The organism is Brevundimonas sp. (assembly GCF_036400995.1).
Classification (GTDB): Bacteria; Pseudomonadota; Alphaproteobacteria; order Caulobacterales; family Caulobacteraceae; genus Brevundimonas.
Window position 1 is genome coordinate 1 of the sequence record NZ_DASWWG010000014.1, and the last position, 14398, is coordinate 14398.

Below are 14398 nucleotides of genomic sequence, written 5' to 3' on the forward strand. Positions count from 1 at the left end.
GCCAGATCCTTGTCCTGCACCGCCGACGCCGCCTGGCGCAGCCGCCCCTTCAGCCCGGCCCGGCGTTCCGGCGTGTCCAGCGGCTCGGCCTCGGCCTCCCTCTGGAACAGCACCTCGGCGAAGGTTCGCGTGGCGGCAAGCGCCTGACGCAAGGCCGGCGCCCCCCTGTCGCGCAGGATGTCATCCGGGTCCTGCCCCGCCTCCAGCAGGGCGAAGCGAAACGAGCGGCCGGACTTCAGCTGCGGCAGGGCCCGGTCGATGGCCCGGTACGCCGCCCGCCGGCCGGCCGCGTCGCCGTCGAAACACAGCACCGGCTCGGACGAGACCCGCCACAGCCGTTCCATCTGCTCCTCGGTCAGGGCGGTGCCCATCGGCGCGACGGCCGGGATGCCCGCTCGCTGGCAGGCGATCACGTCCATATAGCCCTCGACCACGACGATCCCCTGCTCGCCGCGCGAGGCTGCGCCGAGGATGCGACGGGCTTCCGGCAGGCCGTACAAGGTCGCGCCCTTGTGGAAGAGCGGGCTTTCGGGACCGTTCAGATATTTGGCCCGGTCGTCCGGGTTCATCGCGCGCCCGCCGAAGCTGACGATCCGTCCGCGAGCGTCGAGGATCGGGAACATCAGCCGGTCGCGGAACCGGTCATAGGGCTGGCCGCCGCTTTCCGGAGAGATCAGCAGCCCCGCCTCGACCAGATCGCCCGGCCGGGCGCCGCGCTGGACCAGCGCCTGCTTCAGCCCCTCGCGATCATTGGGCGCGTAGCCGAGGCCGAACCGTTCCCATTGATCCTCGGGAAGGCCGCGACGCTCCAGATATTCGCGCGCCGCCTTGCCCGGCGACCGGCGAAGATTGGCCGCGAACCATTTCTGGGCCAGGTCCATCCAGTCGTTCAGGCCCTGCCGCTTCTGTTCCCGCTCCTGCGCCTGCGGGTCCTCGGCGGGAAGCTGCATCCCCGCCTCCGCCGCCAGCCGCTGCACCGCCTCGACGAAACTGAGCCGCTCGGTCTCCTGCAGGAAACTGATGACGTCGCCGTGCTTGCCCGAGCTGAAGTCGTGGAAGAAGCCCTTGTCATCATTGACGAAGAAGGACGGCGACTTCTCCTTCGAGAAGGGCGACAGGCCGACGAACTCCCGTCCCTGACGCTTGAGCTTCACCGACCGTCCGATGATGTCGGACGGGCGAAGGCGGGCCTTCAGTTCCTCGATGAAGCGATCGTCAAAGCGCACCGTCGCCTTATAGCGCGGGACTCGCCCAATGGACGCGATTTACCTTTCATTAACCAAAAAGGCGAAACAGCGGCTCTAACCGTCTGATTCAAAGCGCAATTTTACGGAACTATCCACAGGCCTTGTGGATTATCCACGCAACCGTCCCAGAAACAGGACGGCCTCTGACGGTTTCGCAGCGGACGCTGCGGGGGACGTCCGGATCGAAAGCCGCTTCATGTTCATCGCCATCGCCCGTCCGGCGGTGGAGCCCAAAGGCCCCGACGCCGTCGCCGTCCCCGGTTCCCCCGCCATTCCCTTCGCCTCGCCCCGCGCCCTGCATGCGCGCCTGCTCGAGAACGCCGCCCTGCGGCGGATGCGCGGACTGGAGCGACGGCGGGCAAACCGGCCGGAAGACGCCGACTATTGGCTGCACGCGGCCCCGGTCGCCGTGCGCAAGGCCTGCGCCCTGCGGGAAGACGCCAGCTTCGCCCCCCTGCCCTGACGGTGACCGGGCTGCGACGCCCCGTCCCTCACTTCGGGGCTAGGCGCCGCGCGCGCGTCGGTGTTCTCTCCGGCCGAAGCTGAGGGGGAAACCAGCCATGAAGACCGTCATCGCGGCCGTCGCCGCCGTCCTGATCGTCACGCCCGCCGCCGCGCAGGACTTCGCCGGCCCGGTCGCCGCCGCCGTCGACCAGTTCGGTCAGGGCGTCGCGGAGTCCATGACCGGCGGACCGGGCGTCTTCGTCACCGCCCAGGGCCGCGCGCCGCTGCCGCACAGCAACGGCCTGCCGCTGACCCTGACCATCAAGGGCGAGGGCAAGACCGCCGCCGAAGCCGTCGCCGACCGGAACGCCCAACTCGAGCGCGTCCGTTCGGCGGCCAACAATTTCGACGCCGCCGTCGAGGTCGGGGCCACCACCTGGGGCATCGGTGACGGCGAGGACGCCTGGGCGTCGATCGACTGGGACGATGAGGACGCGATCACCGCCGCGGCCGCCGCCGACGCCGCGGCTGCAGCCGTCGATGCGGCAGCCGCGGCCGCGGGAGAGGAGGCTCCTGCCGCCGCTCGGACCATCACCGCCTCAGTTCAGGTCAAGATCGACCGCCCGAACGAAACCCGTATGCCGGCCTTCATCGACGCCCTTGTCGACGCCGGCGTCACCGATCTGGACGACAGTCTGAACGGCGTGAACCTGGGCGCGATGCAGCCCTTCCTGTCCCTGCTGGGTCTGGATACCGCACGCGATCCGGGCGAGGAGATCTGGAACGCCGCCACCGCCGACGCCGTCATCCGCGCCCGCGCGCAGGCCGAGGCCATCGCCGCTGCCTCGGGCCGCCCCCTGGGGCAGGTCCGCTACGTCTCGGTGCTGATGCGCTCGCACGACGGCGAGAACGCCCTGGTCAGCGTCGCCGTGCGGTTCGGGCTGGAGTGACCTGAAACGAAATCGCCCTCCCCGCGACGGGGAGGGCGACCTTCGGACTACTTCATCGAGTCCGCGAAACGCTGGAACAGGTACAGACTGTCCGTCGGCCCCGGCGAGGCTTCCGGGTGATGCTGGACGCTGAACACCGGCTTGCCCTTCAGGGCGATGCCGCAGTTGGTGCCGTCGAACAGGCTGACGTGGGTTTCCTCCACCGCCTCCGGCAGGCTGTCGCGATCAACGGTGAAGCCGTGGTTCATCGACACGATCTCGACCTTGCCGGTCGTGAGGTCTTTCACCGGATGGTTCGCGCCGTGGTGGCCCTGATCCATCTTCACGGTCTTCGCGCCCAGCGCCAGCGCAAGCATCTGGTGGCCCAGGCAGATGCCGAAGACCGGCTTGCCGCTCTCGACCAGCTTTTTGATCTCCGGCACCGCGTACTCGCCGGTCGCGGCGGGGTCGCCCGGACCGTTCGACAGGACGACGCCGTCCGGGTTGCGGGCCAGAACCTCTTCAGCGGTGGTGGTGGCGGGCACCACGGTGATCTTGGCGCCGGTCGAGGCCAGGGCGCGCAGGATGTTGCGCTTTACGCCGTAATCGATGACCACCACGCTCTTGTCGGCGGCGTCGACGCGCGGGTGGCCTTCCGGCCATTCCCACAGACCTTCATCCCACTCGAACGCCTGCAGGGTCGAGGCGGGCTTGGCCAGGTCGAGGCCGACCAGGCCGGTCCAGGCCTTGGCCTCGGCGACGAGGGCGTCGAGGTCGAAATTGCCGTCCGGATCGTGGGCGATGACCGCGTGCGGCGCGCCGGTGTCGCGGATGCGGGCGGTCAGGGCGCGGGTGTCGATTCCCGCCAGGCCCACGACGCCGCGACGCTTCATCCAGCCGTCGAAGTCGCTTTCGGCGCGATAGTTGGCCGGGTCGGTCGGCACGTCGCGGAAGATTGCGCCCTTGGCCGAGGTGTCCGAGCCGCCGCCGATCTGCTCGATATCCTCGACGTTCGTGCCGACGTTGCCGACGTGCGGGAAGGTGAAGGCCAGGATCTGGCTCATGTAGGACGGGTCGGTCAGGATTTCCTGATAGCCGGTCATGGCGGTGTTGAAGACCACCTCGCCCAGCGCCGTGCCGGTCGCGCCGCAGCCGACGCCCTGGAAGATGGTGCCGTCGGCCAGCGCCAGAACGCCAGTGACGCCGGGAAGAAGGGTCTGGGTCATGGCGCGCTCCGTAAAGCCGTTATCCGGCGAACAAACGGCGGCGTGGTTAGGCCCCCTGACCCTCAGGGTCAACGCGCGATCCTGACTTTCTCAGGAATACGAACCAGGCGAGGGTCATCAGGGCGACGAAACCGGCCGTCGGCAGGATATAGCCCGGGGCCGCGGCGGCCACCGCCGCGACGGCGAACACCAGCCCCAGCACCGCCACGATCCGGGCGCCCGGCGTCTTCGCCAGCCGGAACAGCGCCAGCGAACAGACCGCATAGATGCTCAGCGTCAGCACCGAGGTCACGCCGACCAGCATGCTGAACTGCCCACCCAGCGTCGGCTGCCCCGACAGGATGGCGATAACGCTCATGAAGGCCGCGCCCAGCATGGGCGTGACCACCGGGGTCTTCGTGGCCGATCCGAAACCGGACGGCAGATAGCCCTGCTGCGCGGCGGCGCGGGCGGTCTCGCCGCCCATCATGGTCCAGCCGCCGATGGTGCCGAGGGTCTTGGCGATGGCGCAGACCGCGACGACGCCCGCGATCGAGGCGCCGAAGACCCGGCCGGCGAGGTCGGCGTAGGGGCTGTTCGAATGCGCCAGCGCGCTGACCGGGATCACCCCGAACACCGCTACGGTCGCCGCGACATAGACCACGGTGGCCAGCAGGGCGCCCGCGACCGACGCCCGGCGCACGTCCACCGCCGGATGGCGCACCCGGTGCGACAGGGCCGCGGCGCTCTCGACGCCCAGATAGGCCCAGAAGATGATGGCCAGCGAGGCCGGAACGGACTTGAGCAGCGGTTCGCCCGACGGGCTCCACGAGGCGGCGAAGACCTCCGGATCAAAGGCGGTCGCGCCCGCGGCGACCGCGATGACGATGGGGATCAGGCCGATGACCAGGGCCGCCGCCGCCAGCCACGAGGCCGTGCGGGCGCCGATGATGTAGGCGATGGTGGCGATCCAGATCAGGGCAAGGTTGCACAGGGTCGCCGCCACCGGATTCTTCAGGATCGGCCAGAAGAAGCCCAGATAGCCGGTCGCCGCGACCGCCACGGCGACGTTACCGACCAGACAGGCCATCCAGAAGGCCAGCGAGACCTGGAAGCCCGCGAACCGGCCCAGCCCCTTCTCGGCGAAGCCCGACAGGCCGTCCGCCCTGGGCGCCACGCGTCCGAGGGCGCCGAAGACCAGCGCCAGGGTGCAGGCCCCGACCGCCGCCACCAGCCAGCCGATCAGGCTGGAGCTGCCGGTCGCCGCAAGGCTGACGGGCAGCATGTAGAGGCCCGAGCCGATCATGTTCCCGGCCACGACCAGCGCGGCCAGCCCCCATCCCAGCTTGTGCCGGTCCGAGAGCGGGTCTTCGGGCAGGGGGACGGGATGTTCGACGTGGCTCATGCGCGCAGGTGCCCCCCTGCGAGGCCCTGCGTCAACCGCCGCCGGGCCGACGGCCTCAGATCGAGACCGTCTCCATGCCGGCGAAGACCGCATGGGTCGCCCCGGCCTCATGCGCCGCCAGCCCCCGGTCGGGCCGCAGGTTCAGCAGCATCACCTGCCCGCAGACCTGTCGGGCGACGGCGATCAGCTGGGCCGCAGGGGCCCAGTCCTTCGGATGCTCGTGGCTGACCCCCGCGAAATCGATCGACAGACAGCGCGCCGTCACCCCCGCCAGCCGCCGCACCGCGCCGGTGTCCGGCGCCACATGCAGGATCGCCCCCTGAGAGGTCGTCTCGAAGTGGCTGATCGCCGACTGCACGGCTTCGGGCGGCGCCTGCTCCAGCCCGCCCATCACCTCGACCAGCAGGGTGCCGGGCCTGTCGTGCTGCAGCTCGGTGCACAACAGCGAGAACCGTCCCCGGCTGGTCGCTACGGTGCGCCAGAAGGCGGGCAGGACGCCGCTTTCGTTCACGCCCAGCTTCAGCATGTCGAGCCCCTGATGCAGGGTCTGAAGGTCGATCCTCTGCAGGTCGACCTGCTCCAGCGTCCGGCGCCCCAGCCCGGTCAGCGCCCGTTCCCCGCCCTGATGCCGGACCGTTCGCCGGATGCGGCGGCTGACGGGCGTCGAGCGCGCCAGATCAAACACGGGCTGCGCCGCCAGCGTCACCGTCAGCTCCCGCCGCGCCCGGGTCACCATGGTGAAGGTCAGGCTCTCGTAAGGCGTTGCATAGGCGCGGCGCTCGAGCGGCAGGACGGCCTCCGGCGGCTCCTGTTCATCCGGCGGCGCGTATGCGCGACGCTCCACCGATACTCGCGAAGGCGGGTCCTCATCACCCGCCGACGCCTCCTCGGGCGGACCGATCCGTCCCGTCGGAATCCCTACCATAACCGGCTCCTTGCGAAGCCCCCCGGGATCTGCCTGAACGATCAGCCTCCGCCGCCTTCGCGAAGATATCGCTGACAAACATGGTCAGTTTCGAATTGATCATTAACGCCCGTCCGGGCGGCGCTCGACGTCGGGGCGAATCGGGTTCAGGGAACGGCCCATGAGCATCACCACGGTCGGCCTCGATGCCGACGACACCCTCTGGCACAACGAGACCATCTTCCGGCTCACCCACGACCGGTTCGCCGACCTGCTGTCGCCGCACGGCGATCGCGAGACGGTCGAGACCCGTCTGGCCGAGGTCGAGAAACGCAACCTCCGCCTCTACGGATACGGGGTTAAGGGGTTTACCCTGTCCATGATCGAAACGGCCATGGAACTGACCGACGGCAATGCGCCCCCGTCCGTGATCCGCGAGATCCTCGCCGCCGGACGCGAGATGCTGGCCCATCCGGTGGAGACCCTGCCCGGCGTCGATGAAGCCCTCGCGGCCCTTTCCGAGAAATACAGGCTTGTACTGATCACCAAGGGCGACCTGATGGATCAGGAGCGCAAGGTGGCGGCCTCAGGTCTCGGCGAACTCTTCGCGGCGGTCGAGATCGTCTCGGAAAAGACCGTCGACACCTACACCCACATCTTCGCCCGTCACGGCACCGGCGCCGAAGAGGCGGTGATGGTCGGCAATTCGATGAAGTCGGATGTCCTGCCCGCGCTGCAGGCCGGCGCCTTCGCCGTCCACATCCCCTACGTCATCACCTGGGCTCATGAACTGGCCGACCCGCCAGAGGGTCATCCCCGCTACGGCGCGCTCGACCGGATCGACGATCTGCCCGTCTGGATCGCGGATCACGCGACGCGGAACAGATAACGACGGTTTGTTCCGAGAAAGAGCACAGTTTTCTTGAGGTGATGCTGACACGCCGCATAGTCGTCATAAATAACGGCGAAATGTTTCGATAATGTCAGAAAACAGCTTGACCAGACACATCTGAGGTGAGTTTGTGGCGTCGCTCTGGCTTGGGGGAGGCAGACGCAGGTACCCCTCACTGGATCGAGAAACTCACGAATGACTGTTATGCGTAGCCACTTGCTGGCCAGCACCGTGCTGGCCGGTGTAATCGTCGTCGCCGCTCCGGCGTGGGCGCAGACCCCCGCCCCCCAAGATCAGTCGCTGGCCACCGCGCCGGGCGCGGACCTGCAGGAAGACACCACTGAACTGGGCGAAGTCGTCGTCACCGGCTCGCGTATCCGCCGCAGCGCCGAGAACTCGCCGACGCCGCTGATCCAGGTCCAGCGTGAAGACCTGCTGTCGACCGGCCAGACCACGGTCATCGACTACCTGGCCACCATCCCGGCCCTGTCGAACTCGGTCGTTCCGTCCGACACCACGGGCTCGGGCCTGGGCGACGGCGGCCTGTCGCTGCCGAACCTGCGCTCGCTCGGCGCCAACCGCACCCTGACCCTGGTCGACGGTCGTCGTCACGTGGGTTCGAGCGGCGGTCAGCTGTCGGTCGACGTCGACACCATTCCGCGCCTGCTGATCGAGAACATCGAGATCGTCACCGGCGGCGCCTCGTCGGTCTACGGCGCCGACGCCGTCTCGGGCGTGCTGAACTTCGTCCTGCGCAAGAATTTCGAAGGTCTGGAGATCGACGCCAACTACGGCATGATCAACCAGAACGGCGAAGCCAACACCCGCATCTCGGCCCTGGCCGGGACCAACCTGCTGGACGGCCGCCTGAACGTCTATCTGCACGGCGAGTACGAGCAGGTCGACGAAGTCACCTCGCTGGACATCGACTGGCTGCGTGACGCCCCGGTCCGCATCGGCGTCGACGCCGACCCGACCACCGCCCGCAACGACGGCATCCTGGACACCCGCGTCTACACCGGCGTGCGCCGCATCGACCTGCCGCGCTGGGGCCAGACCACCCTGGCCAACGTCTCGCAGCCGAGCGCCCTGAACAACCCGAACGTCCCGTACGTGGACTGCTTCTCGGGCACCGGTTCGGCCGCGGGCTTCTCGTACAGCGCCAACTGCTTCGGCGTGCAGCCGGGCAAGACCTACTGGTACGACGGCACGACCGCCCGTCTGGCCAACTTCGGCGAGCGCGTCGGCGAGACCGGCATCAACCGCCCGTACAACATCGGCGGCGACGGTGAGAACCCGGCGGAATTCAGCACCGGCTCGCGCGTTCCGCGTTCGGAATCGGCCCGCTTCCAGGCCGGCGCCACCTTCGCCCTGACCGACAGCATCGAGCTGTACGGTGAGGCCAAGTACGTCACCGAAGACACCTTCGACCTGTCGCAGCCGACCTTCTACGACATCGATCTGGTCAACTCGTACAGCGCCGGCTCGGTCAACCCGATCTACAACGTCGCCAACTTCGACCTGCGCTGGAGCGACAACGCGTTCCTGCCGCAGAACGTCAAGGACGCGATCGCCAGCAACATGGTGACCCCGTACGCCCAGCCGACCAGCACCACGGCGGGCGCGGCCCTGGCCCCGATCCTGCTGCAGAACGCGCGTCACAGCATGTTCGGCCCGGACCGCACCCAGGACAACAGCCGCGAACTGCAGCGCTACGTGGTCGGCCTGCGCGGCGACTCGGACGGCATCGGCTTCGTCCGCAACATCAGCTGGGACATCGGCTACACCTACGGCCAGGTCGAGGTTGAGAACCGCGAACGCGGCACCGACTCGCAGCGCGTGGCCCTGGCCGCCGACGCGGTCGTGGACGTCGCCGGCGTCGTCAACGGCGCGCCGGGCCAGATCGTCTGCCGCGCCCAGCTGCTGAACGCCCAGAACGCCCCCGCCGGCGCCCTCGACATGGGCACGGGCGAGGACCTGCGCGACAGCGAGTACGGCCGTCGTTCGATCGCCGAGTGCACCCCGCTGAACGTCTTCGGCAAGGGCAACCAGTCGGCCGAGGCCCTGGCCTACATCGACGCCGTCATCGGCGTCACCGAGCGGAACGAGCAGGAGCAGGCCATCGCTTCGGTCTCGGGCGAGCTGTGGGACTTCTGGGGCGCCGGCCCGATCGGCGTCGCCCTGGGCGCCGAATACCGTCGTGAAGGCACCGAGGCCACGGGTCGCGACCGCGACACCGCCGGTCGTCAGTTCCTCTTCCTGAACTCGGGTCCGGACTTCGACTTCGTCGAGTACGAGAGCGAGGAAGTGTTCGCCGAACTGTCCGTGCCGCTGTTCCGCGACACCTGGCTGGGCGAGTACGCCGAGATCAGCGGTTCGTACCGCTATGCCGACTACTCGACCGTCGGCAACGTCGACGTCTACGGCGTGAACCTGGTCTACCGCCCGATCCGCGACATCGCCTTCAAGACCAGCTTCAACAGCTCGGTCCGGGTGCCGGATCTGGCCGAAAACTTCTCGCCGTACAGCCAGACGTTCCTGAACGGCGTCGTCGACCCCTGCGCCACCCTGGTGATCGCGGCCCAGGACGCCGAAACGCGTGAGAACCGCATCAACAACTGTACGGCTCTGGCGACGGCGGCGGGTTACACCTTCGACTTCGCCGGCGCGACGGCCACCAACGCGGACGACTTCAACCCGGTCTACACCTCGGGCATCGCCGGCGTCAGCGGCGGCAACCCGTTCCTGGAGCCGGAAGAGTCGGACAGCTTCACCTTCTCGACGGTGCTGCAGCCCCGCTTCTTCCCGGGCTTCTCGCTGGTTCTGGACTACTATGAAATCCAGATCGACAACGTGATCTCGTCGGTGTCGGCCCAGACCGTCGCCAACAACTGCGTCAGCGGCGCGACCCTGAACACCGCGGCCTGCGCCACGATCTTCCGGAACAACCCGGACATCGACTTCGGCATCGGCGCCCCGGTGGGTGACCCGATCGGCGGCTTCATCGAAGGCTCGGTCAACTACGCCAAGCTGGAGACCCGCGGTCTGGACTTCACCGGTCGCTACAGCCTCGACCTCGAGGCCGTGACCGGCAAGGCCTGGGGCACGCTGGACTACGCCCTGGCCGGTTCGTGGCTGATCGACCAGAACGAGTACCTGAACGCCGACGATCCGTCGGACCAGACCTCGCTGGCCGGGACCCTCTACTATCCGAAGGTCCGCCTGAGCTCGTCGCTGACCTGGACGCCGAACGACGTCTGGAGCGTCAACTGGACCGCTGACTGGCAAGCCAGCCAGGACATCATCCAGATCCGCGACGCCGTCTCGAACGCCGACCAGCGTGAGTATGACGAGTTCACCACCGGCGACTTCACCCGGCACGACTTCACCGTCCGCTGGAACGTCCGCAACGATCTGTCGCTGCGCGCCGGTGTCGTGAACGCCTTCGACGCCGAGCAGGCGACCTACCTGGGGACGACGCTCTACTCGAACTTCGACCCCTACGGCCGTCGCTTCTTCATCGGCCTGAACTACCGTCCGTTCTGATCGAACGACGCAACGAGAATGGAGGGCGGCCCGCAAGGGCCGCCCTTTGTCGTTAAAGGGCGGAATCCCGCTTGCCCCCGGGGGTCTGCGTCTTTAGACGGGCCGCTTAACCGACAACCCGACCGGACCGCGCGGCGCTCGCCGTTGCGGGTTCGCGCGCGCAAGGAGCCTCCCCCGCCCGTGTTCGCTTCCGACGCCAGCCATGAAGAACGCGACGCCGCTGTGCGCGCGGCCCTGGCGGAACAGGGCGACAACGGCGTCACCCCGCGCCACACCCTCTTCTACTTCTATGGCGAGGGTGACCACGACGACCTGAACGAGGTCGCGCGGCGCGCCGGTTTCGTGACCCGCGGCCAGGGGGACATGACCGTTCTGGAAACGACGATTCCCGTGGACGAAGCCTCGTTCGCGCCCGTTTCCGCCATGATGCAATCCTGGGCCGCGGCCTTCCAGCTCGACTACGACGGCTGGGAGTGCGCGGTCGTGACGAACTGACGATCAAGAAGAAGAGCCTCAGGCCATGCCCAAGCGCACAGACATCAAGTCGATCCTCATCATCGGCGCCGGTCCCATCGTCATCGGGCAAGCGTGTGAGTTCGACTATTCCGGCGTGCAGGCGTGCAAGGCGCTGAAGGCCGAGGGCTACCGGGTCATTCTGGTGAACTCGAACCCGGCCACGATCATGACCGATCCGGAGGTGGCCGACGCCACCTACATCGAGCCGATCACGCCCGAGATCGTCGAGAAGATCATCGCCAAGGAGAAGCCGGACGCCCTGCTGCCGACCATGGGCGGCCAGACGGCGCTGAACACGGCGCTGGCGCTGGAAGAGTCCGGCGCCCTGAAGCGCCACGGCGTCGAGATGATCGGCGCCAAGGCCGAGGTCATCGACAAGGCCGAGGACCGTCAGAAATTCCGCGACGCCATGGACAAGCTGGGTCTGGAAAGCCCCCGCTCCAAGGCCGCCCACTCGATGGAAGAGGCGCTGGAGGGTCTGGAGTTCGTCGGCCTGCCCGCCGTGATCCGTCCGTCCTTCACCCTCGCCGGCACCGGCGGCGGCATTGCCTATAACCGCGAGGAGTTCGAGGAGATCGTCCTGCGCGGCCTCGACCTGTCGCCGACCACCGAAGTGTTGATCGAGGAGTCGGTGCTGGGCTGGAAGGAGTACGAGATGGAGGTCGTCCGCGACACGGCGGACAACTGCATCATCATCTGCTCGATCGAGAACGTGGACCCGATGGGTGTCCACACCGGCGACTCGATCACCGTCGCCCCGGCCCTGACCCTGACGGACAAAGAGTACCAGCGCATGCGCACGGGCTCGATCAACGTCCTGCGCGAGATCGGCGTCGAGACCGGCGGCTCGAACGTCCAGTGGGCGATCAACCCGGCCGACGGCCGCATGGTCGTCATCGAGATGAACCCGCGCGTGTCGCGCTCGTCGGCGCTGGCGTCCAAGGCCACCGGCTTCCCGATCGCCAAGGTCGCCGCCCGTCTGGCCGTCGGCTACACCCTGGACGAACTGCAGAACGACATCACCCAGGTCACGCCCGCCTCGTTCGAGCCGAGCATCGACTACGTCGTCACCAAGATTCCGCGCTTCGCCTTCGAGAAATACCCGGGCTCCGAGCCCCTGCTGGGCACCTCGATGAAGTCGGTGGGTGAGGTCATGGCCATCGGCCGGACCTTCCAGGAATCGATGCAGAAGGCCCTGCGCGGCCTCGAAACCGGCCTGAACGGCTTCAACGAGGTCGAGATCGACGGCGTCTCCGGCGCCGAGGACGACGCCTCGGCCCGCGCGGCGGTGATCCGCGCCCTGGGCGTGCCGACCCCGGACCGCATCCGCGTCATCGCCCAGGCCTTCCGCCACGGCCTGACCGTCGAGGAAGTCCACGCCGCCTGCTCTTACGAGCCGTGGTTCCTGCGCCAGATCGCCGACATCGTCCGCACGGAGGGTCATGTCGTCGTGCAGGGCCTGCCGACGACCGCCACCGATTTCCGCAAACTGAAGGCCAAGGGCTTCTCGGACGCCCGTCTGGGCCAGCTGACCGGCAAGACCGAAGCCGATGTCCGCAAGGCGCGTCGCGCGCTGGAGGTCCGCCCGGTCTTCAAGCGCATTGACACCTGCGCCGCCGAGTTCGCGTCGGCCACCGCCTACATGTACTCGACCTATGAGACCGGTGCCCTGGGCCAGGTCCCGCAGAACGAGGCCGATCCCTCGGACCGCAAGAAGGCGATCATCCTCGGCGGAGGGCCCAACCGGATCGGCCAAGGCATCGAGTTCGACTACTGCTGCTGCCACGCGGCCTTCGCCTTCGACGACATCGGCGTCGAGTCGATCATGGTCAACTGCAACCCCGAGACGGTTTCGACCGACTACGACACCTCCGACCGCCTGTATTTCGAGCCGCTGACGGCCGAGGACGTGCTGGAGCTGATCGACGTCGAGCGCTCGAAGGGCGAACTGGTCGGCGTGGTCGTCCAGTTCGGCGGCCAGACGCCGCTGAAGCTGGCCCATGCGCTGCAGGAAGACGGCGTGCCGATCCTGGGCACCACGGTCGACTCGATCGACCTGGCCGAGGACCGCGAGCGCTTCCAGCAGATGCTGCACGAGATCGGCCTGACCCAGCCGCCGAACGGCCTGGCCCGCAGCGCCGAGGAAGCCGCGCAGAAGGCGGAAGAGGTCGGTTATCCGGTCGTCCTGCGTCCGTCCTATGTGCTGGGCGGCCGCGGCATGCAGATCGTCCACGACCGCGAGCAGCTGGACCGCTACGTCCACGAGGCCATGCAGGTCTCGGGCGACGATCCCGTCCTGATCGACCACTATCTGAACCGCGCCACCGAGGTGGATGTCGATGCCCTGTGCGATGACGAGACCGTCTTCGTGGCCGGCGTGCTGGAGCATATCGAGGAAGCCGGCGTCCACTCGGGCGACAGCGCCTGTTCGATGCCGCCGTGGTCGCTGCGTCCCGAGACCGTCGCCGAGCTGAAGCGCCAGACCGAGGCCATGGCCCGGGCGCTGAAGGTGCGCGGCCTGATGAACGTCCAGTTCGCCATCGAGGAGCCGCACAGCGAAAACCCGCGCATCTTCGTGCTGGAAGTGAATCCGCGCGCCTCGCGCACCGCCCCCTTCGTCGCCAAGACCATCGGCCAGCCGATCGCCGCCATCGCCGCCAAGGTGATGGCCGGCGTGCCGCTGAAGTCCTTCGGCCTGACCGACAAGCCCTATGACCACATCGCGGTGAAGGAGGCGGTCTTCCCGTTTGCCCGCTTCGCCGGGGTCGACATCATCCTGGGGCCGGAAATGCGCTCGACCGGCGAGGTCATGGGTCTGGACTGGAAGCGCGACGGCGAGGCCGACATGGCCCCCGCCTTCGCCCGCGCCTTCGCCAAGTCGCAACTGGGCGGCGGCACCACCCTGCCGACCTCGGGCTGCGCCTTCATTTCGGTGAAGGATGAGGACAAGCCCTTCATCCTCGACGCCGCGAAGACCCTGCTGGCCGAAGGCTTCACCCTGATCGCCACCGAGGGCACCCACTCCTACCTCGTGGGCGAAGGCCTTGAGGTCGGGCATGTGAAGAAGGTGCTGGAAGGCCGTCCGCACATCGTCGACGCGATGAAGAACGGCGAGGTCCAGCTGGTCTTCAACACCACCTCGGGCAAGCAGTCGCTGCAGGACAGCTTCAGCCTGCGCCGCACCGCCCTGATGATGAAGATCCCCTACTACACCACCGCCGCGGGGGCCCTGGCCGCCGCCCAGGCGATCGGGGCGATCAAGGCGGGCGAACTCGACGTTCGTCCGATCCAGAACTACGCCTGACCCGGC

Annotated in this window: 10 protein-coding genes; 6 read left to right on the forward strand and 4 right to left on the reverse strand. The window is 68.0% G+C overall.

All coding sequences use genetic code 11. The features are described from left to right. A partial coding sequence (gene dnaG, locus VGE03_RS01535; protein WP_331044707.1) for a DNA primase occupies window positions 1–1226 on the reverse strand: 1226 nt, incomplete at its 3' end. A 217-nt stretch (window positions 1227–1443) separates the two neighbouring features. On the opposite strand from dnaG, the gene VGE03_RS01540 reads away from it, so the two are divergent. Both VGE03_RS01540 and VGE03_RS01545 read left to right on the forward strand, forming a co-directional pair. Then, window positions 1444–1710 carry a hypothetical protein gene (locus VGE03_RS01540; protein ID WP_331044708.1) on the forward strand — a complete coding sequence of 89 codons (267 nt, stop codon included), beginning with the start codon at window positions 1444–1446 and terminating at the stop codon, window positions 1708–1710. A gap of 97 nt (window positions 1711–1807) precedes the next feature. Beyond that, window positions 1808–2641, forward strand: a complete 834-nt coding sequence (locus VGE03_RS01545; RefSeq protein ID WP_331044709.1) for an SIMPL domain-containing protein — start codon at window positions 1808–1810, stop codon at window positions 2639–2641. A gap of 47 nt (window positions 2642–2688) precedes the next feature. Here the strand turns inward: VGE03_RS01545 and carA are convergent, their stop codons facing one another. The 3 genes from carA to VGE03_RS01560 are packed head-to-tail and all read right to left on the reverse strand — an operon-like array spanning window position 2689 to window position 6155. Beyond that, window positions 2689–3846 (reverse strand): glutamine-hydrolyzing carbamoyl-phosphate synthase small subunit, encoded by a 1158-nt coding sequence (gene carA, locus VGE03_RS01550; RefSeq protein WP_331044710.1) that lies wholly within the window; start codon window positions 3844–3846, stop codon window positions 2689–2691. Between the two features lie 46 nt (window positions 3847–3892). Next, window positions 3893–5230 carry an amino acid permease gene (locus tag VGE03_RS01555; RefSeq protein WP_331044711.1) on the reverse strand — a complete coding sequence of 446 codons (1338 nt, stop codon included), beginning with the start codon at window positions 5228–5230 and terminating at the stop codon, window positions 3893–3895. A 55-nt stretch (window positions 5231–5285) separates the two neighbouring features. Continuing rightward, a complete protein-coding gene (locus tag VGE03_RS01560; RefSeq protein ID WP_331044712.1) occupies window positions 5286–6155 on the reverse strand; it encodes a hypothetical protein in 870 nt (289 codons plus the stop codon). Window positions 6156–6315: 160 nt separating this feature from the next. Here VGE03_RS01560 and VGE03_RS01565 point away from each other — a divergent pair, with 160 nt between their 5' ends. The 4 genes from VGE03_RS01565 (at window position 6316) to carB (ending at window position 14392) form a co-directional block, all read left to right on the forward strand. Beyond that, complete coding sequence (locus tag VGE03_RS01565) at window positions 6316–7023, forward strand: HAD family hydrolase (protein ID WP_331044713.1); 708 nt, start codon at window positions 6316–6318, stop codon at window positions 7021–7023. 207 nt (window positions 7024–7230) lie between these two features. After that, window positions 7231–10572 (forward strand): TonB-dependent receptor domain-containing protein, encoded by a 3342-nt coding sequence (locus VGE03_RS01570; RefSeq protein WP_331044714.1) that lies wholly within the window; start codon window positions 7231–7233, stop codon window positions 10570–10572. 180 nt (window positions 10573–10752) lie between these two features. Continuing rightward, on the forward strand, window positions 10753–11067 hold the full coding sequence (locus tag VGE03_RS01575) for a hypothetical protein (RefSeq protein ID WP_331044715.1): 315 nt from the start codon (window positions 10753–10755) through the stop codon (window positions 11065–11067). A gap of 25 nt (window positions 11068–11092) precedes the next feature. Beyond that, window positions 11093–14392, forward strand: a complete 3300-nt coding sequence (gene carB, locus VGE03_RS01580; RefSeq protein ID WP_331044716.1) for a carbamoyl-phosphate synthase large subunit — start codon at window positions 11093–11095, stop codon at window positions 14390–14392. Window positions 14393–14398: the final 6 nt, after the last annotated feature.

What these genes read in the sequence shown, in the direction of transcription:
- VGE03_RS01540 (WP_331044708.1), top strand. Translation starts at nt 1,444, where the DNA reads ATGTTCATCGCCATCGCCCGTCCGGCGGTGGAGCCCAAAGGCCCCGAC.
- VGE03_RS01545 (WP_331044709.1), top strand. Translation starts at nt 1,808, where the DNA reads ATGAAGACCGTCATCGCGGCCGTCGCCGCCGTCCTGATCGTCACGCCC.
- carA (WP_331044710.1), bottom strand. Translation starts at nt 3,846, where the DNA reads ATGACCCAGACCCTTCTTCCCGGCGTCACTGGCGTTCTGGCGCTGGCC.
- VGE03_RS01555 (WP_331044711.1), bottom strand. Translation starts at nt 5,230, where the DNA reads ATGAGCCACGTCGAACATCCCGTCCCCCTGCCCGAAGACCCGCTCTCG.
- VGE03_RS01560 (WP_331044712.1), bottom strand. Translation starts at nt 6,155, where the DNA reads ATGGTAGGGATTCCGACGGGACGGATCGGTCCGCCCGAGGAGGCGTCG.
- VGE03_RS01565 (WP_331044713.1), top strand. Translation starts at nt 6,316, where the DNA reads ATGAGCATCACCACGGTCGGCCTCGATGCCGACGACACCCTCTGGCAC.
- VGE03_RS01570 (WP_331044714.1), top strand. Translation starts at nt 7,231, where the DNA reads ATGCGTAGCCACTTGCTGGCCAGCACCGTGCTGGCCGGTGTAATCGTC.
- carB (WP_331044716.1), top strand. Translation starts at nt 11,093, where the DNA reads ATGCCCAAGCGCACAGACATCAAGTCGATCCTCATCATCGGCGCCGGT.